At 58.6% G+C, this 19,559-nt stretch carries 17 protein-coding genes; 3 read left to right on the top strand and 14 right to left on the bottom strand.

Translation table 11 applies throughout. The features are described from left to right. Positions 1-52: 52 nt before the first annotated feature. From E4T21_RS18950 to E4T21_RS18935, 4 genes are all read right to left on the bottom strand, one after another. Positions 53-1,231, bottom strand: coding sequence for an acetyl-CoA C-acetyltransferase (locus tag E4T21_RS18950; protein ID WP_149286516.1), 1,179 nt, complete (start codon positions 1,229-1,231; stop codon positions 53-55). A 118-nt stretch (positions 1,232-1,349) separates the two neighbouring features. Then, positions 1,350-2,048 carry an HAD-IA family hydrolase gene (locus tag E4T21_RS18945; protein ID WP_149286515.1) on the bottom strand — a complete coding sequence of 233 codons (699 nt, stop codon included), beginning with the start codon at positions 2,046-2,048 and terminating at the stop codon, positions 1,350-1,352. 198 nt (positions 2,049-2,246) lie between these two features. Beyond that, the gene (locus E4T21_RS18940) at positions 2,247-3,626 is read right to left on the bottom strand and encodes a nicotinate phosphoribosyltransferase (RefSeq protein WP_149286514.1); all 1,380 of its coding nucleotides are present in this window, start codon (positions 3,624-3,626) and stop codon (positions 2,247-2,249) included. Between the two features lie 121 nt (positions 3,627-3,747). Then, positions 3,748-4,380 carry an adenylyltransferase/cytidyltransferase family protein gene (locus E4T21_RS18935; protein ID WP_149286513.1) on the bottom strand — a complete coding sequence of 211 codons (633 nt, stop codon included), beginning with the start codon at positions 4,378-4,380 and terminating at the stop codon, positions 3,748-3,750. Positions 4,381-4,528: 148 nt separating this feature from the next. On the opposite strand from E4T21_RS18935, the gene E4T21_RS18930 reads away from it, so the two are divergent. Continuing rightward, the gene (locus tag E4T21_RS18930) at positions 4,529-5,266 is read left to right on the top strand and encodes an NUDIX hydrolase (RefSeq protein WP_149286512.1); all 738 of its coding nucleotides are present in this window, start codon (positions 4,529-4,531) and stop codon (positions 5,264-5,266) included. Positions 5,267-5,301: 35 nt separating this feature from the next. Here the strand turns inward: E4T21_RS18930 and E4T21_RS18925 are convergent, their stop codons facing one another. From E4T21_RS18925 to E4T21_RS18885, 9 genes are all read right to left on the bottom strand, one after another. Further along, positions 5,302-6,285 carry a 2-hydroxyacid dehydrogenase gene (locus E4T21_RS18925; protein ID WP_149286511.1) on the bottom strand — a complete coding sequence of 328 codons (984 nt, stop codon included), beginning with the start codon at positions 6,283-6,285 and terminating at the stop codon, positions 5,302-5,304. A gap of 98 nt (positions 6,286-6,383) precedes the next feature. Further along, a complete protein-coding gene (locus tag E4T21_RS18920) occupies positions 6,384-7,358 on the bottom strand; it encodes a sugar kinase (RefSeq protein WP_149286510.1) in 975 nt (324 codons plus the stop codon). A gap of 28 nt (positions 7,359-7,386) precedes the next feature. After that, positions 7,387-8,409: a LacI family DNA-binding transcriptional regulator gene (locus E4T21_RS18915; protein ID WP_149286509.1), complete on the bottom strand. Its 1,023-nt coding sequence runs from the start codon at positions 8,407-8,409 to the stop codon at positions 7,387-7,389. A 283-nt stretch (positions 8,410-8,692) separates the two neighbouring features. Then, positions 8,693-9,379, bottom strand: coding sequence for an HAD family hydrolase (locus E4T21_RS18910; RefSeq protein ID WP_149286508.1), 687 nt, complete (start codon positions 9,377-9,379; stop codon positions 8,693-8,695). A gap of 343 nt (positions 9,380-9,722) precedes the next feature. Next, the gene (gene fba / locus E4T21_RS18905) at positions 9,723-10,787 is read right to left on the bottom strand and encodes a class II fructose-bisphosphate aldolase (RefSeq protein ID WP_149286507.1); all 1,065 of its coding nucleotides are present in this window, start codon (positions 10,785-10,787) and stop codon (positions 9,723-9,725) included. Positions 10,788-10,896: 109 nt separating this feature from the next. Next, complete coding sequence (locus E4T21_RS18900) at positions 10,897-12,063, bottom strand: phosphoglycerate kinase (RefSeq protein WP_149286506.1); 1,167 nt, start codon at positions 12,061-12,063, stop codon at positions 10,897-10,899. Between the two features lie 42 nt (positions 12,064-12,105). Continuing rightward, positions 12,106-13,131: a type I glyceraldehyde-3-phosphate dehydrogenase gene (locus E4T21_RS18895; protein ID WP_149286505.1), complete on the bottom strand. Its 1,026-nt coding sequence runs from the start codon at positions 13,129-13,131 to the stop codon at positions 12,106-12,108. Between the two features lie 146 nt (positions 13,132-13,277). Then, the gene (locus E4T21_RS18890; protein ID WP_149286504.1) at positions 13,278-13,985 is read right to left on the bottom strand and encodes an LrgB family protein; all 708 of its coding nucleotides are present in this window, start codon (positions 13,983-13,985) and stop codon (positions 13,278-13,280) included. Beyond that, positions 13,982-14,434, bottom strand: a complete 453-nt coding sequence (locus E4T21_RS18885) for a CidA/LrgA family protein (RefSeq protein WP_149286503.1) — start codon at positions 14,432-14,434, stop codon at positions 13,982-13,984. The genes E4T21_RS18890 and E4T21_RS18885 overlap by 4 nt, the downstream gene beginning before the upstream one ends. 309 nt (positions 14,435-14,743) lie before the next feature. Here E4T21_RS18885 and E4T21_RS18880 point away from each other — a divergent pair, with 309 nt between their 5' ends. Further along, complete coding sequence (locus tag E4T21_RS18880; RefSeq protein WP_149287326.1) at positions 14,744-15,796, top strand: class I fructose-bisphosphate aldolase; 1,053 nt, start codon at positions 14,744-14,746, stop codon at positions 15,794-15,796. Positions 15,797-15,911: 115 nt separating this feature from the next. Here the strand turns inward: E4T21_RS18880 and tkt are convergent, their stop codons facing one another. Continuing rightward, the gene (tkt, locus tag E4T21_RS18875; RefSeq protein ID WP_205423419.1) at positions 15,912-17,921 is read right to left on the bottom strand and encodes a transketolase; all 2,010 of its coding nucleotides are present in this window, start codon (positions 17,919-17,921) and stop codon (positions 15,912-15,914) included. Positions 17,922-18,263: 342 nt separating this feature from the next. Between tkt and metK the strand changes: the two genes are divergently transcribed. Beyond that, positions 18,264-19,484, top strand: a complete 1,221-nt coding sequence (gene metK, locus E4T21_RS18870) for a methionine adenosyltransferase (RefSeq protein ID WP_149286502.1) — start codon at positions 18,264-18,266, stop codon at positions 19,482-19,484. Positions 19,485-19,559 lie beyond the last annotated feature (75 nt).

Genomic DNA, 19,559 nt, shown 5'->3' with positions numbered 1-19,559 from the left:
AGCCCGCGCTAATGCGCGGGCTCTCTTATGATGAACTACCTACCAGGAACGATCAGGAACGTTCGATGGCCAGTGCAACACCCTGGCCGCCACCGATACACAGCGTGGCCAAGCCTTTCTTCGCGTCACGACGGATCATCTCGTGTACCAGAGTCACCAGAATCCGGCATCCGGAGGCTCCGATCGGGTGGCCGATGGCGATAGCGCCCCCATTGACATTGATCTTGTCGGCATCCCAGCCCAGTTCCTTGTTCACGGACAGTGCCTGGGCGGCGAAGGCTTCGTTGGCCTCGATCAGGTCTAGGTCATCAATGCTCCAGCCGGCTTTTTCCAGACAGCGGCGAGTCGCCGGTGCCGGGCCGATGCCCATGATGGCCGGATCCACGCCTGCATTGGCATAGGCCTTGATGCGGGCCAATGGTTCAAGACCAAGTTGCTTGGCCTTTTCGGCGGAGCAGAGCATCACCACTGCAGCACCATCATTGAGCGAAGAAGCGTTACCGGCAGTGACGGTACCATCCTTCTTGAACGCCGGGCGCATGGTGGCCAGCTTGTCGGCACTGACGGCACGAGGATTCTCATCGGTATCGAAGACCAGTGGGTCACCTTTGCGCTGGGGGACTTCGATCGGAACGATCTGACCCTTGAAGCGCCCTTCCTCGATGGCCGCCGCAGCCTTGGCCTGGGAGCCTGATGCGAAGGCATCCATTTCTTCGCGGGAGATAGCGTATTTTTCTGCCAGGTTTTCGGCAGTGATACCCATATGGAAATTGTTGAAGGCATCCCACAGGCCATCGTGGACCATGGAATCGATGGCTTTCCAATCACCCATGCGTTGGCCATTGCGGGAGTTGGGCAGAACATGGGGCGACAGTGACATGTTTTCCTGGCCGCCAGCGATGATGACATCGGCATCACCAAGCATGATGGCCTGTGCCCCCAGGTGCAGAGCCTTGAGGCCTGAGCCACATACCTTGTTGATGGTCATGGCAGGTACGCTGTCTGGAAGACCTGCCTTGATGGCAGCCTGGCGAGCCGGGTTCTGACCGGTACCTGCGGTCAATACCTGGCCCAGCAGGACCTCATCGACTTGCTCTGGAGCGACTCCTGTCTGGGCCAGCACATCCTTGATCACGGCAGCACCGAGGTCGCTGGCAGGAATGCCGGATAGCGAGCCTCCAAAACTACCGACAGCAGTACGGCGGGCGGCAACGATCACGACTTCTTGCATGGAGTAGTCTCCTGACACGTTAACGGGCAATTACCTCAGCATAGGGACATTGGTGCAGTGCCACAATCCCACAAACTTGATCTGAGAGGGGACTTTAGTATAGCCAGTGTAAATGACATTACTGGGGCGATAGCTGGCAGGGCACAACGGATGTCGCTATGTCATTGATAACGCCAACCAGCTGGCTAGCGTGTGTGATACTGATCGCCCCCGAGGGCGTGCTTTCGGTATCCGGGAAGTGGTTGAGGTGCACGACCTGCATACCCGCATCCAGTCCTGCCTGGACACCTACGGCAGCGTCATCGATGACAACACAACGCTCAGGTGAGTATCCCATCGCTTCGGCAGCGGCCAGGTACAGTCCTGGATCAGGCTTCCATACCTTGAGCTCATAGGCACTGAAAAGGTATTCGCCAAAGTGCTCGGCCAGGCCGCTGGCCTGCATGGCACAACGAATCTTGGCCAGGGGACCATTGGATGCCACTGCCTTGGGGAATGTGCGCAATTGATCGAGGGCCTGCGGCATCCCGGCAATCGGCTCCAGTTCCGCGATCATGCGCTCGGCCATGCGTTCTCGCATATTCTGCTCGAGCCGCCCACGCTGTGCCTCCTCCAGGAGGGTGAAGCGTTTCTCCAGTGTCTGCACGATGTCGAGGAAACGTATCCCTCGAAACTCTTCCATATACTGAGTCGCTGAAAAAGGCAGGCCGAAAGGTGGAAGTGTCTCGGCCATGACTTCGGCCAGCAGAATCTCGCTATCAACCAGGGTGCCGTCTGAATCGAACAGCAGACACAGCGGTGCGATGGGCTCGGGCATGGATACCTCGATGATGGCTGGATGGAAAGCATATGCAATATGCAAAGCACCGCCCCAGTGTACCGGAGATCGGTATCCGGGGGCGGTGCCTGGACAACTTCGCTGGATGGCTCCCTTGTCCGACTCCTGTGCCTTCACTCCCTGCGCTACAGAATGCGGGAAATTGAAGTCAGCGGATGTGATGCATCTTCTACCTGATCAACCTTGTGCGGCCCGCTGGCGTACTTCCTCGAAAGTCCATTCCTTCAAGATCTTGCCGTTGCGGAATATGGTCATCAGTTGGTTGGCGCGCGTGCCGAGTTCGTCAGCGCGTACGGTCTGGTAACCCTGGGCATCATCATGGATCAGGGCCAATCGTCCACGCTTGGAGCGTTTGCCCGGATCGGTGACAGGGTCCTTGTAGACATCATGCCACTGGCCGTTGATACAGATAGCCGAGGCTTTCATGGCAAATTTCTGGGTATCGCGATTGAGCCTCTGCAGCAGGGCACCTCCCATGCCAAAAGCAATGTTGTCGGCACTCAGTTCCCGTTGCTTCATGATGGCGAGAATAGCGGCAATGGAATCGGCATCGACACCATCTCCCTGAATCAGGCGAATGCAGTCAGGCAGTACGCGATAGCCCTTGCTATTGATCCGGTAACCGAAATGGGTCATCAGGTGTTCGATGGCCTCTGGAACTACCTCGGTAGGCTCGCCAGAGTCGGGACGTACCACCAGGGTGCCGCCGGACTGTTCAACGCGTGTCTTGAGTTCTCCGCCCCAGATATTGTCGATGGCATGCCATAAGTCCCAGGAGTCGCTCACCACCGCAACGATGCGACCGTCTCCGGAGAACTGATCCAGCATGTTGGTGTAGGCGTCGGTCTCGCCTTCCTGCCCCCAACTGGTGATGGTGCTGTGTTCAGCGGCAGGAATCGAGAAACCGGCCATGTCGATTGAGTAATAACGACGTGCAGCGAGAATGCCGGATAGGGTATCGGTGCCCATGAAATTGACCAGGTGGGCAGCGCCACCCAGGGCGGCGCTTTCCTCGGAGCTGACGCCACGGGAACCGAAGTCGTGCAGCTTGAAGGGCAGGCCATCGGTGGTGTCGGCGGTTTCCTGCAGGTAGCGCTGAATGGTGTCGCGGCACTGGCGTGACACCGTGGCCACTGTGGTGGGGTACCACACGGCACGTAACAGCGCGGTTTCCACATAACTGGTCAACCATGCACATTGAGGGTCGGTATTGATGACCTGCACCATCACATTGCCGGTCGGCAGCAAGGTGCCTTCTGGAACGGCTTCGATCTCGATGGGCAGGTAACCCTGATAGGCGCTCAGGATGTATTCCCAGCCAGAGCGGTTGAAGGGAACACCATGGGCCAGGCATACCGCTTCGGCTTCTTCGATATCGACGATATCGATAGGCCGGCTGAGGTATTCCTTGAGAAAGGCCTGCAAGCCGAAGAACAGGGTCGCCGGGTAGACACCACCACGGGACTCGATATAGCTGGAGACGTACTCGGCGCCAGGCGGATATTGCAGAAAATGCGAGGTCTTGTAGGAATCCGTATTGAGGATCAGGTTGCGCATGACGGAGCTCCTCCGGTCATTGAGCGCGAGCATTGGTCTGTCCATCGCTCGTGCTTGCTGGTTGAAGCGGCGGTTCCCGCCGCTTGTCTTTTAATATAGTGGCTATAAGCCAATAAATAAATCAAAAAATTTTCACGTCTGCCGTTCGTGATGGCCCAATGGTTTGCATCATTGCCTCATGGTGCAGGCGGGAAAAGTCATGGCTATCGGCAAAATCCCGCAACCAGTCTGCTACCGGGCCAGGCAGCATGCCCTTGGTGTTCAGGGCCGCTATAGCCGCCTTTGCTGCACCATGTGTCGAGGCACTGAAGTAGCTCGTGCGAATGGGTGTGGCGCTGATGGAGAGGTGGTTTTCCATGTTCAGGCGAGCCCAGCGCGGGAACAGGTCAAGGTAGAACCCGGTGGCATCCTTGTGATGTCCAACCAGGGTAATGTGGGGTGCAGAACAGGCTGCACTCAAGTTTGCCACTATGGCATTGACCGTCTGAACCCAGATATCGTCACTTTCTGGCACGTCCTCCAGAGGCAGGCATGACAATCGCTGGTTGTCATGCTCGGACAGACAGGCACGCACCATGTTCTCCCGCTCCTGATGGGTCCAGGGGTTGTGCAGACTGCGTGGCTGCCAGGCAGATCCGATCAGCAGGATAACTCGATCGGCTTGATGCAGTGCGCTGGACAGTACATGCAGGTGGCCGTTGTGAAAGGGCTGGAAGCGACCGATGAATACTGCAAAGTCGAAGTTGCGTGACATGACTCAAGCTCCTTACTCAGGTTCCTTGTAGAGCGGCTCAGTTATCAGGGCTCTAGTTATCAGAACCCAGCTATCAAAACCCAGTTGCCAGGATATAGAGTACGGCCTATTATTGGCTTATAGCCACTAATTAATCAAGGCCATGTCCATGTCCTCCTGGCAATCTGAAGCTGAGTTTCTCGAACACTATGATAGCCGCCATTACAGCGGCCCTCTGGTCAGTGTCGATGTGGCCATTTTTACCTTGCATGAGGCACAGCTGAAGGTACTTCTGGTGCAACGAGGGGAGTTTCCCTGCAAGGGGCGATGGGCATTGCCCGGCGGGTTCATCAATATGGGGGGGGATGCGGATCTGTATGCTACTGCCCGGCGCAAGTTGAAGGACAAGACCGGCGTCGATGCGCCTCTCCTTGAGCAGGTGTGCAGCCTGGGCAATGACGCCCGAGATCCACGGGGCTGGTCAGTCACGGTGCTGTACATGGCGCTGGTCCCATGGGCGCCGACGGCGGAGTTCATGGAAAGTGTCACCGATGCACGCTGGTGGCCTGTGCAGTGGGTTGATGAGCTGGCCATGGCCTTTGATCATGCTGCATTGATCGAAGCCGCCCGAGACCGATTGAAGAACAAGACCGCCTATACGGTGCTGCCTGTACATGTGCTGAAGCGGCCATTCACGTTGACCCAGTTACAGAATGCCTTCGAGCTGCTGATGGATACCCAGCTGGAAAAGAAATCGTTCCGCCGCCGTATTCTCAATGCCAAGATTCTGGAAGAGGCGGGAGAGGCGTCTCCAGAAGGCGGCCGAGGCCGCCCTGCTGCGCTATATGTTCCGGCACGAGGTTCGGAAAAGCATCTTTTTGCCAGAGTGTTCGGGGAAACGGCATGACACATGGTGTCAGCCATCACGCCAAGTCGTTTCCGTCAGTTCCGCTCAAGCAGTATCTGGTCATTGACTGGGCTGAGAGGGCGCTTGCCGTCGAGAGCGAGGCGGATATTGTCCACCGCACGCTGGGCCATGGCGTTGCGGGTCTCGTGAGTGGCAGAACCGATATGCGGCAGTGCCACCACATTCTTCATGCTACTCAAGGGCGAGCCCGCCGGTAGAGGCTCCTGCTCGAACACATCCAGACCAGCGGCATGTAGTGTGCCGTCTTCCAATGCCTGAATCATGGCGGCTTCATCAACCACCTTGCCGCGACCAATATTGACGAAGATAGCGCCAGGCTTCATCCGGGAGAATTCGCGTGCACCGAAAAGCTTTTCGGTCTCGGCGGTCAGTGGCACGGTGACACAGACAATGTCGGCCTCGGCCAGCAGTTCATCCATTTCCAGGCGGCGAGCGCCCAGTTCCCTTTCCAGTTCAGGCTTGGGAGACGCCTTGGTGTACAGAATGTTCATGCCGAAACCCAAGGCGCCGCGACGGGCTATCGCGGCACCAATGCGGCCAAGGCCGATCATGCCCAAGGTCTTGCCGTGTACATCCGTACCGAACAGGTTGCGACCGATGTTGCTGGTCCAGTTACCTTGCTTGATCAGCTCGGCCAGTTCGATGGCGCGACGTGCAGTGCACATGATCAACAGGAACCCTGTATCGGCAGTTGTCTCGGTGAGTACATCCGGAGTGTTGCAAAGCAGGATGCCGCGGCGGGTCAGTTCATCCACCGGGTAGTTATCGTAGCCGACGGAAATACTGGCGATGGCTTCCAGGTTCGGTGCTTGATCCAGCAATTCTGGCGTGATCATGAGACTGGAGCCGACTAGACCATGTGCCTGACTCAGGGCCTCGATAAAGGCCGGCTCATCAGCACTCTGGGTGTCAGGCAGATAATCCACGCTGAAATCCTGGCGCAATGAAGCCAGTTGTTCATCGCTGAGTTCACGAAACACCAGAATGCGTTTGGTCATGACGACTCCTGAATGATATGGGGCAGGTCAGGCCCTTGACGCCACCGGGAAGCAAGGGCAGATACAATGTATGTAATACATATTATATTAAAGTTGTATCACACCTTTGCCACAGCTTCGAGTGCTGCCAGGCGCTTGCGGTCGGGGAGACCTTCCATGTCCCCGATGACCTGGACGGCCTCGGCACCGGTGATGTTGGCTCGACGCAAGGCCTGGTGAGGAGAAAGGCCGTCGAGTATGGCGCTGACAAAGCCAACGGCGAAGGCGTCTCCGGCACCGACGGTGTCGACCACTTCCTGTACAGGAACACCAGCGACGGTGAATTCCTCTTCATGACCTGCCAGGATGCCCCGGTAGTAACTGCCTTCAGGCCCCAGCTTGATCACCACGGCTTCGGCTCCCTGGTTCAGGTAGAAGCCTGCAATGTCATGGGCGCTTTGCTGGCCGGTCAGCAGGCGACCTTCGGCGAGTCCCGGCAGCACCCAGTTGGCTTGGGCTGCCATGGCATTGAGGGTGTCACGCATTTCCTGTTCGCTGGACCAGAGGCTGGGGCGCAGGTTGGGGTCGAAGGACACGCTGGCGCCATGCTGACGGGCGGTCTTGAGCAGGTGCCAGGACAGTTCACGGCAACTGGCAGATACGGCCGGGGGAATCCCTGTAGCGTGCAGATGGCGCAGGGCCGAGAAGTCGATATTGGCAGCATCGGCGGGACTCAAGTGACTTGCGGCACTGTTCTTGCGCAAGTACTCGACCTTGGGATCGGCACCATCCAGGGCGCGTTCCTTGAAGACCAGGCCGGTAGCATGGTCCGGGTCGATGATCAGATGGCGGCAGTCGAGTGCTTCGGCTTCCAGCTTGGCCCGCAGGTAGCGGCCGAAACTGTCATTACCCACTCGGCTCAACCAGCCGACATGAAAGCCCAGGCGTGACAGGCCAATGGCAACGTTGGTATCGGCTCCAGCGATACCGCGTGAAAAACTTTCGACCGTGGCCAGGTCGCCAGGCCCATCAGCGACAAACAGGGCCATGGCTTCGCCAAATGAAAGAATCTCGGGTGAAATGGAGTTCGTCATCGTGGTGTCCTGAAAAAGTGACTGCGCATCAAGCAAGCAATGGTGGCTGGGTCGAACCCCGAGCAATGAGTCGAGGCAGGAAAAGGTGGCTTCTGGGCGGATCGCCGCTACCTGTCTGGCGTTGGCGAAGACAGTCTATGGCCGCCTTGCCGATGGCATCGGTAGGCTGGGCCAGAGTGGTAATGCCGGGGTCGGTAAGGTCGCACCAGTCCAGCTCGTCAATACCGAGGACGCCGATTTCCCCCACAGCGAGACCCAGCACTTTCACGCTGCGGATGACAGCCTGGGTGATCTGGCCATTGGCACACAGAATGGCGGGGCGAGGGCCTCGGGTGCGATGAAACTCCTTCAGTGCCTGTTCGATATGCCGGGGGGTTGTGACCTCGGTGATCAGAGTGTTGGCCGGCAATTTAAGTGCTGCACAGCGAGCCTGGAAGCGTTCAAGCCTGGCCTGACGGGAGCTGGCCAGGGACGGAGGTTCTGTAATGAACAGCACTCGGCCGTATCCACGCTCGACCAGGTGATCGAGAGCCATATCCACTGCCGCAGCATTATCCAAACCGACCTGGTCGGCATTGACATCACTCAGAGTACGATCCAGCAGCACCAGTGGAGTACCACTCTGGGCAAGGGAGTGCAGTGCCTCGCTGTGACGTCCTGCGGCATTCACCACCAGACCTTCAATGCGATAGGAAGACAGCAAGGCGAGCTGGGCTTTTTCCTGGTTCGGGTCGTTGTCGCTATTGCATACCATCAACGACAGTCCAGCCTGGCGGCAGGCCTGTTCAACACCATGCATGATGGCAACGGAGAACGGATTGCGGATATCTGCGACCAACATGCCGACCAGCCCGGATGGTCCCCCTTTAAGCCCTCGTGCCATCGGGTTGGGCTGGTAGCCCAGGCGCTCGGCTGCTGAGACGATGCGCTCACGCATGGTTTCCGACAACCGCTCTCTTTCCCCGCTGTAATAACGAGAAACACTGGTCTTGGAAACGCCTGCTTCATGGGCAACTTCGAGAATCGTGGCGCGTCTTGGTGGCTGAGGCATGTTGTCTGATCACTGCTGTCTGATCACTGCTGATTGCAGTGGCGGATATGAGAACATGTGAATGGGAACGTTCCCATTTTTGCCACAGCATAAGGATGAAGCGTGCTTGCAGCAAGAGAACACTCACTAGACAAAGGTATAGAGAGCTTTCACGTAGCGGAGATCAAATAATGATGAGGAGCGAAGCGGTCCGCGTCATGATGCAGGGTGTCGTGCCGATGCAGTCATCAGTCATCAGTCATCAGTCATCAGTCATCAGTCATCAGTCATCAGTCATCAGTCATCAGGCATGAGCGACGCGGCGTTCACGTTCCTTGCGCAGGCGACCGATCACCGTAGGTAACTGGTACATGCTGGTGATCATGTGAGCGCCTTCAGGCGTTTCCTCAGCATCAGGGAAACGATTGAGGTGGACCACTGTCATGCCGGCAGCCAGGGCTGCCTGGACGCCGACGATGGCATCATCAATGGCGATGCAGTCTTCGGCAGCAAAGCCCATGATGCTGGCAGCATGCAGGTAGAGGCAGGGATCGGGCTTCCAGCAGTTGGCCGTGTAGCCGCTGAAGAGGCTGTTGCCGAATGTCTCGCTCAGGCCCACGGTATTGAGCGATGTGCGTACCTTGTTCTCGGGACCGTTGGAGACCACGCCCATGGGAAAGCTGGATAATGCCGCCAAGGCCTCGGGGGCACCGGCAATAGGGACAAGATCGGTCGCCAGGCGGTGATTCAGGTTGGCACGCATGGTGGTTTCCAGGGACTCGAGATGGTCTGGATCAACCTTGCCGTACTGGGCTTCGAGCTCTGCCACGATATGGCGGAAGCGGGCTCCACGAAATCCTCCCATGTAGTCCTCTGCGCGAAACGGCAAGCCTGCAGCGGTCAGGCTCGTCGCCATTTCGGTGGCGAGTAGCGGTTCACTATCGACCAGAGTACCGTCACAGTCGAACAATAGGCAGAGAGGGCGAGACATGCTGGGACCTCGCTAGGTAATTCAGGAGTTATCGAACAGTGTTGCAGATTTTTTTGGATTCTGCCTGGGTTCGAAGCCGAAAACCATAATTTTTGAACAGTGTTTTTGCAGTGTCGGCATTTCACACCACTCATACCTGAAATGCATGATTGGCGGGGCTTGCAGTGGGGGTACAAGGAGTCGACACGAATGTTCGCTTTATGACATCGATCCGTTGCCTCGTGCTTTCTGTGCTTCCCCCTGATATTCCCTGTGCTGCATATGGATATGCCTCGGCTACTCGCCGAGGCATATCGATCACCAGGGAAACACTGCCTGAAGCAGCACTTCCTGTCATGGTGCGTTAGCGGACCTTGGGATCCAGCTCGCCAGTGGCGTAGCGCTGGAACATGGCTTCCAGGTTGATCGGCTTGATCTTGCTGGCATTGCCAGCAGTACCGAAGGCCTCGTAACGGGCCATGCAGACTTCCTTCATGGCCTTGGTGGTCAGTGCCAGGTACTTGCGGGGATCGAATTCGGCAGGGTTTTCGGCCAGGAAACGGCGTACCGCACCGGTTGAGGCCAGGCGCAGGTCGGTGTCGATATTGACCTTGCGCACGCCATGCTTGATACCTTCGACGATCTCTTCCACCGGAACACCATAGGTCTCGGGGATGGCGCCGCCGAACTCATTGATCACGGCAAGCCATTCCTGAGGCACGCTGGAAGAACCATGCATGACCAGGTGAGTGTCCGGGATGCGGGCGTGGATTTCCTTGATACGCTGGATGGAGAGCGTGTCACCTGTCGGCGGACGAGTGAACTTGTAGGCGCCGTGGCTGGTGCCGATAGCGATGGCCAGGGCATCAACGCCCGTTGCCTTGACGAAATCGGCAGCTTCTTCCGGGTCAGTCAGCAGCTGGTCATGCTCCAGCTTGCCTTCGGCACCAATGCCATCTTCTTCCCCGGCCATGCCAGTTTCGAGGCTGCCCAGGCAGCCCAGTTCGCCTTCTACGGAGACGCCACAGGCATGTGCCATGTCAACGGTGCGGCGGGTGACATCGACATTGTAGTCATAGTCAGTCGGGGTCTTGCCGTCTTCGCCAAGGGAACCGTCCATCATCACCGAGGAAAAGCCCAGTTGGATAGAACGCTGGCATACGGCAGGGCTGGTACCGTGATCCTGGTGCATGACCACCGGGATATGCGGGAATTCTTCGGTAGCCGCCAGGATCAGGTGGCGCAGGAAGGGCGCACCGGCATATTTACGCGCGCCGGCAGAAGCCTGCAGGATAACCGGCGAGTCGGTGGCATCAGCCGCTTCCATGATGGCGCGGACCTGCTCCAGGTTGTTGACATTGAAGGCCGGAACGCCGTAACCGTGCTCAGCGGCGTGATCCAGCAGTTGGCGCATGCTGACAAGTGCCATGGGGTATACCTTTTACTGAAGAAATGGAAGGGTGCACTCTGTGGTGCACCGGGCTATTGGGTTTGATCTTCGCGGGTTCGCCTGCGTCATGGAGCGGAATTGTGTTGAATTATGCTCCAGCGGCTGCTTCCAGAGCGGCCACGGCTGGCAGTTCCTTGCCTTCGACGTACTCAAGGAAGGCTCCGCCACCAGTAGAGATGTAAGACACTTGTTCTGCGATGCCGTACTTGTCGATGGCTGCCAGGGTGTCACCGCCACCGGCGATGGAGAAGGCAGCGCTTTTCGCAATGGCTCGTGACAGTTCCTCGGTGCCCCCGCCGAACTGATCGATTTCGAACACGCCCACGGGGCCATTCCACAGAATGGTACCGGCATCTTGCAGCATGGCGCCAAGCCTGGAGGCAGTGTCCGGTCCGATATCGAGAATCATCTCGTCGTCGTTCACCTGGTCGACCGGCTTGGTGATCGCTTCAGCCGAGTCAGAGAACTCGGTAGCTACCACGACATCCGTCGGCAGCGGAATCTCGACCTTGGCCATCAGCGCCTTGGCCTGGTCAACCAGGTCGGCTTCATAAAGGGATTTGCCGACGTTATATCCGGCTGCGGCAATGAAGGTATTGGCGATGCCACCGCCTACGATCAACTGGTCGCATTTCTCGGACAAGGCATTGAGCACATCCAGCTTGGTCGACACCTTGGAGCCACCAACGATGGCGGTCATCGGACGCCTAGGATTGGCCAGTGCCTTTTCCAGGGCCTCCAGCTCTGCTGCGAGCAGTGGGCCGGCACAGGCCGTGGGGGCAAAACGGGCCACACCATGGGTAGAGGCCTGGGCACGGTGGGCGGTACCAAAGGCATCCATCACATAGATGTCGCACAAGGAGGCGTAGCGTTTGGCCAGCGCTTCATCATCCTTCTTTTCGCCGACGTTGTAGCGCACATTCTCGAGCAATACCACTTCGCCATCTTGCAGGCTCGGCGCCTGTTCCAGATAGTCGCTGACCAAGCGTACCGGGCTGCCCAGCAGCTCGCTCAGGTAGTCGGCTACCGGGGCCAGGCTGAATTCTTCGGCAGGCTCGCCTTCGGTGGGGCGACCCAAATGGCTCATCAACAGCACCTTGGCCCCGGCATCACGGGCTGCCTTGATGGTTGGCAAGCTGGCGCGCAGGCGGGCATCGCTGGTTACCTGGCCGTGCTTGATGGGTACATTGAGATCCTCGCGGATCAGTACTCGCTGACCCTGGAGGTTCAGGTCGGTCATCTTGTGCACATTCATTCAGCAGATCCTCGTCTGAGAAGCTTGGGGTGTATCAGGTCATCAGGCCGTAGCGGCGTCCAGAGCGGCAATGTTGCTGGCGACGTCGAGCATGCGATTGGCAAAGCCCCATTCGTTGTCAAACCAGCAAAGCAGCTTGATCAGGCGACCTCCGGCCACCCGAGTTTGAGTGGCATCTACGATACCGGAGCGTGGGTCGTGGTTGAAGTCGATCGAGGCTGTGGGTTCGTCGGCAAAGCCGAGCAGTCCGGAAAGCCGGGACTCGCTTGCTTCGTGCAGCAGGCGATTGACTTGCTTGGCACTGGTATCGCGTCTGACGCAGATCGACATGTCCATGGCCGATACGTTGATTGTCGGCACTCGCATGTGCAGACACTCGAAACGTTCAGCAAGGTGCGGCATCAAGCGGTTGATGCCCAGGGCCAGGCCAGTGTCCACCGGCACGATGGATTGCATGGCCGAGCGCGTCAGACGCAGGTCTGTCTGGTGATAGGCATCGATCACCGGCTGATCGTTCATGGCCGAGTGAATGGTGGTCGTGACACCATGCTCGATGCTCAGCGCCTCGTCGAGCACGGTGAGAACCGGCACCAGGCAGTTTGTAGTGCATGAAGCTGCAGAAATGATGCGGGCATCGGCGTGCAGGTCAGCATCATTGATTCCGCTGACGATGGTGGCGTCCACATCGCTTTCGGCAGGCTGGGAAAACAGCAGGCGCCTGGCACCTGCTGCCAGGTGGCGTTCTGCCGTCATGCGATCCTTGAAGCTACCGGAGCACTCCAGTACCAGGTCGACGCCAAGCTCTCTCCAGGGCAGACGATCGGGGTCAGCTTCGGACAGGACCCGGATGCGCTTGCCGTTGATGACCAGATGATCGGCGTCATTGGTGACATGGCCAGGGAAGCGGCCATGGGTAGTGTCGTAACGGGTCAGGTAGGCAATGGTGTCGATACCGGAGAGCTCGTTGAGCGCGACCACCTCAAGGTCGAGATCACCCCGCTCGATCAGTGCGCGCAGGACGCACTGGCCGATTCGGCCGTAACCGTTGATAGCGATGCGTTGAGGCATGGGCTCCGTGATCTCTCGGTCGAGGTATTCAGGCGCAAAAGTCTATCTCAACTTTACCGTGACGTCGCCCTGCATGCTGTCCTCAACGATAGGCAGAATGTATCTGAGGATGGCGGAATGTATCTGGGCTGAATCTTTACTGGCTGTCAGGTGGCGAGGTACCAGGCCAGTGGCAGCATCAGCGCCGTCAGTATTCCGGTGAGCGTCATTCCCAGCGAAGCGAAGGCGCCGGCAGTCGGGCCGATCTCGAAGGCGCGGACAGTCCCGATGGCGTGGCCGTTGATACCGAGGGCCAGCCCCAGCAGACGCTGATCATCGATGCGCATCCAGCGGCCTAGCAGAGTGACAAAGGTCGTGGCAGCGACGCCTGTGATCAGCAGGCTGCCCATCAGGATCGGGATGGATCCGCCCAGGGTCGAGGTGATGCCCATGGCAATGGGTGCAGTAACGGACTTGGGGGCTAGAGATGCGAGCAGTTGAGGTGGAGCGCCCAGCGCCCACGCGATGACAATCGCATAGAAGGCGGCCAGCGCCGAGGCGACCGGCAGGCAAACCAACAAGGGAAGGCACAGTGCACGGATATGATGTATCTGCTGATATAGCGGAACAGCCAACCCCACGGTGGCAGGACCCAACAGCAACATCAGCCACTCGGCACCCTGTTGATAGGAAGCATAAGGGATGCCCAGTAGCCATAGCAGCAGCGCGACCAGCAGGGCACCGATCAGTACCGGCGGGCACCAGCCAGGGTTGCCGAGACGCTGGAAGATCCTAAGGCCTGTCAGGTAGGCACCTATCGACAACGCAATGGAAAACAATGGTTGCTGTAGCCAGTGGGTGAAGTCGTGGCTCATGGGCGTTCTCCCTGAGAACCTGTCCTGGATGCGCCCTCTGCTCGAAGGGGAGTTTCGTCTTGAAGGGGGATGTCGTCTTGAAGAAGGGCTGCGTGTCGGGGCTCCGAGGTGTGTGGCAGTAGTCGGCGTATCAGCCAAAGGGTACTGGCGACACTCAGCAAGGTGCCAAGGACCAGTGACATCATGACCGCCAGCCAATATTCACTGATCTGGTCCAGTACTTGGAAAACCCCCACGACGCCCGGCATGATCAGCATGGCGAGCATCATGATCAGCGGTTGTGAGGCACTGGCGATGGTGCCATGCACCCGGCCACGGGCAACAAAGTACAGCGTCAGCAGCACCAGTCCGATGACGCCAGGGGAAAGGGGCAGATGGCCGAGTTGTACCAGCAGACTGCCGATCAGCCAGAACGCTATCAGCCACAGGAATCCGTGCAGGAACTGCATTGCGAGTCCTCGTTGATCAACTGTTTGTGGTGAGTATCAAGTTGAATGAACGTTTTACTGCCTTGTGGGGTCCAGATCTGTTGCCACTCTCTCGATAGAGCGTCATCCGCTACGCTGTGAAGGTGTATCTACCGCACAGGGCGACAGAGGCGTCGTCCGGAACCTCGGCATTCGGTGGTCAAGGCCTGTGATGGCTAGGGCTTGAGCCAAACGAAAATGCAGAGTTTACCGCTATCGATGACGCATTGCCGAGAACAGACATTATCAGGCCGAGCCATTGAGCTCGCCGGAGCCATAGGGAGATAGATGATGAGCGATATTGCCAGTTGGCTGGGAGCCGAGGCTGAAGATCTGTTGACTCATGAGTGCCGCGGCATTCCCAGGGAGAGCCTGCACTTGCCTGGTTCAGATTTCGTCGATCGGGTGATGATGGACTCCGACCGTTCACCTGTCGTACTGCGCAACATGCAGGCGTTGTTCAACCATGGTCGCCTGGGTGGCACTGGATATCTCAGTATTCTCCCTGTGGATCAGGGGATCGAGCATTCAGCCGGTGCCTCATTTGCCCCTAATCCCGCCTATTTTGATCCGGCCAATATCGTTGAGTTGGCCATCGAGGGTGGCTGCAATGCTGTGGCGTCGACGCTGGGGGTACTCTCATCGGTAGCGCGGCGTTACGCTCATCGTATCCCGATGATGCTCAAGCTCAATCACAACGAGACACTGACCTACCCGGCAATGTATGACCAGACGCTTTTTGCCGAGGTCGATCAGGCGTTTGACATGGGCTGCGTCGCAGTGGGGGCGACGATCTATTTTGGCTCGCCGGAAAGTCGACGCCAGATCGAGGAAATCAGCGCGGCCTTCGAGCGTGCTCATGAACTCGGCATGGTGACCGTGCTGTGGGCCTATCTGCGCAACCCTGCCTTCAAGCATGAGGGCACCGACTATCATCTTGCGTCGGATCTCACCAGTCAGGCCGTGCATCTGGCAGCTACCTTGAAGGCCGATATCGTCAAGCAGAAGTTGCCGGAAACCAACGGCGGTTATCGCACGATCGGCTTTGGCCATACTCATGACAAGGTCTACACCGAGCTGACCAGCGACCATCCTATCGACCTGGCGCGTTATCAGGTAGCCAACGCCTTCATGGGACGCGCCGGGCTGATCAATTCCGGCGGTGCTTCCAGTGGCGAGGGCGACCTGGTCCAGGCAGTGCGCACCGCGGTCATCAACAAGCGTGCTGGCGGCATGGGGCTGATTTCTGGGCGCAAGGCCTTCCAGAAGTCCATGCGTGATGGCGTGGCCCTGCTCAATGCCATTCAGGATGTATACCTGGCCCCGGATGTTTCTATCGCTTGATGGTTGAGGGCCTGCATAGGCTAGACTCCATGAGCTAACACACTATGAACTAACAACAAGGGCGTGGCCGATTGGCCGCGCCCTTGTTATCTAACACATAGGCAGGTATTCGATATCAGGCTTCCAGCAGCTCGTTGGCTTGCTTGAGCACGTTCTCGACGGTGAAGCCGAAGTGCTTGAACAGTTCTCCCGCGGGAGCGGATTCACCGAAGCTCCTCATGCCGATGATACGGCCTTCCAGACCGACGAACTTGTACCAGAAGTCGGCATGACCTGCCTCGATGGCAATGCGCTTGGTCACGCTGGGTGGCAACACGCTGTCGCGGTACTCGGCTTCCTGGCCGCTGAAGCGGTAGGTGCTGGGCATGGATACCACGCGCACTGCACGACCTTGCTTCTCCAGTTCGGCTGCAGCGTCCATGGCCAGGGCCACTTCGGAACCGGTGGCAATCAGGATCAGCTCCGGCTGACCCTGGTGCGTTTCAGCTTCGTGCTTGAGCACATAACCACCGCGCTGGATGTCGGCCAATTGCTGCTTGGTGCGCGGCTGATGCGGCAGGTTCTGGCGCGACAGGATCAAGGCGGTGGGGCCGGATTGACGCTTGATGGCCGCCCCCCAGGCCGCTGCTGTCTCGGTGGCATCGCAGGGACGCCAAGTCAGCAGGTTCGGGGTGGAACGCAGGCTGGTCAGTTGCTCGATGGGCTGGTGAGTCGGGCCGTCTTCACCAAGGCCGATGGAGTCATGGGTGAACACATAGATGGCCTGCTTGCCCATCAGCGCCGCCATGCGCACGGCGTTGCGCATGTATTCCATGAAGATCAGGAAGGTCGCGCCATAGGGGATGAAGCCACCATGCAGGGCGATGCCATTCATGATCGCCGCCATGCCGAACTCGCGTACCCCGTAGTGCAGGTAGTTGCCGTCGGCATCCTCGCCAGTGATGGCCTTGGCGCCGTTCCAGAACGTCAGGTTGGACGGTGCCAGGTCAGCACTGCCGCCGAGCAGCTCCGGCAACTGCGGTCCCAGTTCATTGAGGCAGTTGAGCGAGGCCTTACGTGAGGCAATATTCTCGCCCTTTTCCTGAGCAGCTTCGACCTGTGCCACGCAGTTGAGCTCGCTGGGCAGGGTGCTGGCCTGACGGCGCAAGAACTCACGCGCTAGTTCCGGGTGCGCTTCGGCGTAGCGGTCGAAGCGGGTCTGCCAGGCCTCTTGGGCCGCCCGGCCTTTCTCCAGGGCATCCCAGGCTTGGTAGATCGGCTCGGGGATATGGAAGGGCGCATGGGGCCAATCGAGCTGTTCGCGTGCAGCGGCGACTTCGGCCTCGCCCAGCGGCGAGCCATGGCAATCTTCCTTGCCCTGCTTGTTGGGTGCGCCGAAACCGATCACGGTCTTGCAGATGATCAGGCTGGGGCGGTCGTCCTGAGTCCGGGCCATGTCGATGGCGGCCTTGATCTCTTCCGGCTTGTGGCCATCGACAGCAGGCACCACGTGCCAGCCGTAGGCTTCGAAACGCTTGGCCGTGTCGTCGGTGAACCAGCCTTCGACTTCGCCATCGATGGAGATGCCGTTGTCGTCATAGAAGGCGATCAGCTTGCCCAGCTTGTGGGTTCCGGCCAGGGAAGCCACTTCGTGGGAAATGCCTTCCATCAGGCAGCCATCGCCGAGGAAGCAGTAGGTGTAGTGATCGACGATGTCATGGCCAGGGCGGTTGAATTGAGCGCCGAGGGTGCGTTCGGCCATGGCCATGCCGACGGCATTGGCCAGGCCCTGGCCGAGAGGGCCGGTGGTGGTTTCGATGCCACCGGCGTAGCCGTATTCGGGGTGACCGGCGGTCTTGGCATGGAGCTGGCGGAAGTTCTGCAGCTCTTCGAGGCTCATGTCCTCATAGCCGGTCAGATGGAGCAAGGAGTACAACAGCATGGAGCCGTGGCCGTTGGACAGCACGAAGCGGTCACGATCGGCCCACTTGGGATCGTTCGGGTTGTGGACAAGGTAATCGTTCCACAGCACTTCGGCGATGTCAGCCATACCCATGGGGGCGCCAGGGTGGCCGGAGTTGGCCTTCTGGACGGCATCCATGGATAGAGCGCGAATGGCGTTGGCCAGTTCGAAACGGGACGGCATGGGGGCAGCTCCTCGCCTGTGGCGACAATATGCTATGACACGGCCTGGCCTGGGGCGCGACCGGACGTATTTCTGAATATTCTGGCTGGTGCGTGCCAATGTGGCACAGTCAAATACGGTGGCTTATTGTCGCCGAGAAGTGGCTGGCCTTCAAATATCCTTGTGTAGTGCTTGTGTAGTCAGCCACTGGGAGGGCCTTCCAGGCTGTGAACATATACAGCAAACGTGTAGAATCCGCGGGCAGCCAGTGTGTCTGGTTATGATGACACATAGGCCCCTCATCTTATCCCTGGCATCGAGCCCAGACGCTGTCACCCAATCATGTAGAGGGTCTAGGACGCCATGAGCGAATACTCCCTGTTCACCTCCGAGTCTGTGTCCGAAGGACACCCGGACAAGATCGCCGACCAGATTTCTGATGCCGTGCTCGACGCGTTGATCGCCCGCGACAAGAACGCCCGTGTCGCTTGTGAAACCCTGGTCAAGACCGGTGTGGCCATCGTGGCGGGTGAAATCACCACCTCCGCCTGGATTGACCTGGAAGAGCTGGTCCGCAAGGTGATCACCGAAATCGGCTATACCTCTTCCGACGTTGGCTTTGACGGCGAAACCTGTGGCGTACTCAACCTGATCGGCAAGCAGAGTGTCGAGATTGCCCAGGGTGTTGACCGCGAGGACCCCGATGATCAGGGGGCTGGCGATCAGGGCCTGATGTTTGGCTATGCCACCAACGAGACGGATTCCCTGATGCCGGCGCCGATCCACTACAGCCATCGTCTGGTGGAACGTCAGGCCGAGATGCGCAAGAGTGGCCTGCTGCCGTGGTTGCGTCCGGATGCCAAGAGCCAGCTGACATTCCGCTACGATGAGCACGGCAAGCCCTGTGCTGTCGATGCCGTGGTGCTTTCTACGCAGCATGATCCTGATATTGATCAGGAAAAACTGCGTGAAGTGGTCAAGCGCGAGATCATCGAGCAGGTGATCCCTGAGCAATGGCTGAGTGACAGCACGCAGTACCACATCAATCCCACGGGCAAGTTCGTCATCGGTGGACCCGTCGGTGACTGTGGCTTGACCGGCCGCAAGATCATCGTCGACACCTACGGCGGCATGGCGCGTCACGGCGGCGGTGCTTTCTCTGGCAAGGACCCGTCCAAGGTCGACCGCAGTGCGGCTTATGCCGGGCGCTATGTGGCCAAGAACATCGTCGCTGCCGGCTTGGCCGAGCGCTGTGAAATTCAGGTGTCCTACGCCATTGGCGTGGCTGAGCCGACTTCCGTATCGGTCAACACATTCGGGACCGGGAAAATTGGCGACGAGCGTATTGTCGAACTGGTGCGTGAGCATTTTGACCTGCGCCCCAGTGGCATTACCCAGATGCTCGACCTGCTGCACCCGATGTACCAACTGACCGCTACCTATGGTCACTTCGGTCGCGAACCCTTCGAAACCAGTTATACCTGGACCGACACGAACGGGAAAACGCACACCGAGACCTTCACTGCCTTCCCCTGGGAGAAGACAGACCGCGCGGATACCTTGCGTGCTGCCGCTGGTCTATAAGGAAATCTTCTTCGTGGGGTAGCACAGCCCTGGAAGTGGAAGAACACAGCCCCACTGGTAGCTAGCCAGTGGGGC

This window comes from Halomonas binhaiensis (assembly GCF_008329985.2).
GTDB classification, from domain to species: domain Bacteria; phylum Pseudomonadota; class Gammaproteobacteria; order Pseudomonadales; family Halomonadaceae; genus Halomonas; species Halomonas binhaiensis.
The sequence above is the reverse complement of the archived record's forward strand: the minus strand, read 5'-3'. Positions and strand labels throughout refer to the sequence as shown.

What these genes read in the sequence shown, in the direction of transcription:
- E4T21_RS18950 (WP_149286516.1), bottom strand. Translation starts at nt 1,231, where the DNA reads ATGCAAGAAGTCGTGATCGTTGCCGCCCGCCGTACTGCTGTCGGTAGT.
- E4T21_RS18945 (WP_149286515.1), bottom strand. Translation starts at nt 2,048, where the DNA reads ATGCCCGAGCCCATCGCACCGCTGTGTCTGCTGTTCGATTCAGACGGC.
- E4T21_RS18940 (WP_149286514.1), bottom strand. Translation starts at nt 3,626, where the DNA reads ATGCGCAACCTGATCCTCAATACGGATTCCTACAAGACCTCGCATTTT.
- E4T21_RS18935 (WP_149286513.1), bottom strand. Translation starts at nt 4,380, where the DNA reads ATGTCACGCAACTTCGACTTTGCAGTATTCATCGGTCGCTTCCAGCCC.
- E4T21_RS18930 (WP_149286512.1), top strand. Translation starts at nt 4,529, where the DNA reads ATGTCCTCCTGGCAATCTGAAGCTGAGTTTCTCGAACACTATGATAGC.
- E4T21_RS18925 (WP_149286511.1), bottom strand. Translation starts at nt 6,285, where the DNA reads ATGACCAAACGCATTCTGGTGTTTCGTGAACTCAGCGATGAACAACTG.
- E4T21_RS18920 (WP_149286510.1), bottom strand. Translation starts at nt 7,358, where the DNA reads ATGACGAACTCCATTTCACCCGAGATTCTTTCATTTGGCGAAGCCATG.
- E4T21_RS18915 (WP_149286509.1), bottom strand. Translation starts at nt 8,409, where the DNA reads ATGCCTCAGCCACCAAGACGCGCCACGATTCTCGAAGTTGCCCATGAA.
- E4T21_RS18910 (WP_149286508.1), bottom strand. Translation starts at nt 9,379, where the DNA reads ATGTCTCGCCCTCTCTGCCTATTGTTCGACTGTGACGGTACTCTGGTC.
- fba (WP_149286507.1), bottom strand. Translation starts at nt 10,787, where the DNA reads ATGGCACTTGTCAGCATGCGCCAACTGCTGGATCACGCCGCTGAGCAC.
- E4T21_RS18900 (WP_149286506.1), bottom strand. Translation starts at nt 12,063, where the DNA reads ATGAATGTGCACAAGATGACCGACCTGAACCTCCAGGGTCAGCGAGTA.
- E4T21_RS18895 (WP_149286505.1), bottom strand. Translation starts at nt 13,131, where the DNA reads ATGCCTCAACGCATCGCTATCAACGGTTACGGCCGAATCGGCCAGTGC.
- E4T21_RS18890 (WP_149286504.1), bottom strand. Translation starts at nt 13,985, where the DNA reads ATGAGCCACGACTTCACCCACTGGCTACAGCAACCATTGTTTTCCATT.
- E4T21_RS18885 (WP_149286503.1), bottom strand. Translation starts at nt 14,434, where the DNA reads ATGCAGTTCCTGCACGGATTCCTGTGGCTGATAGCGTTCTGGCTGATC.
- E4T21_RS18880 (WP_149287326.1), top strand. Translation starts at nt 14,744, where the DNA reads ATGAGCGATATTGCCAGTTGGCTGGGAGCCGAGGCTGAAGATCTGTTG.
- tkt (WP_205423419.1), bottom strand. Translation starts at nt 17,921, where the DNA reads ATGCCGTCCCGTTTCGAACTGGCCAACGCCATTCGCGCTCTATCCATG.
- metK (WP_149286502.1), top strand. Translation starts at nt 18,264, where the DNA reads ATGAGCGAATACTCCCTGTTCACCTCCGAGTCTGTGTCCGAAGGACAC.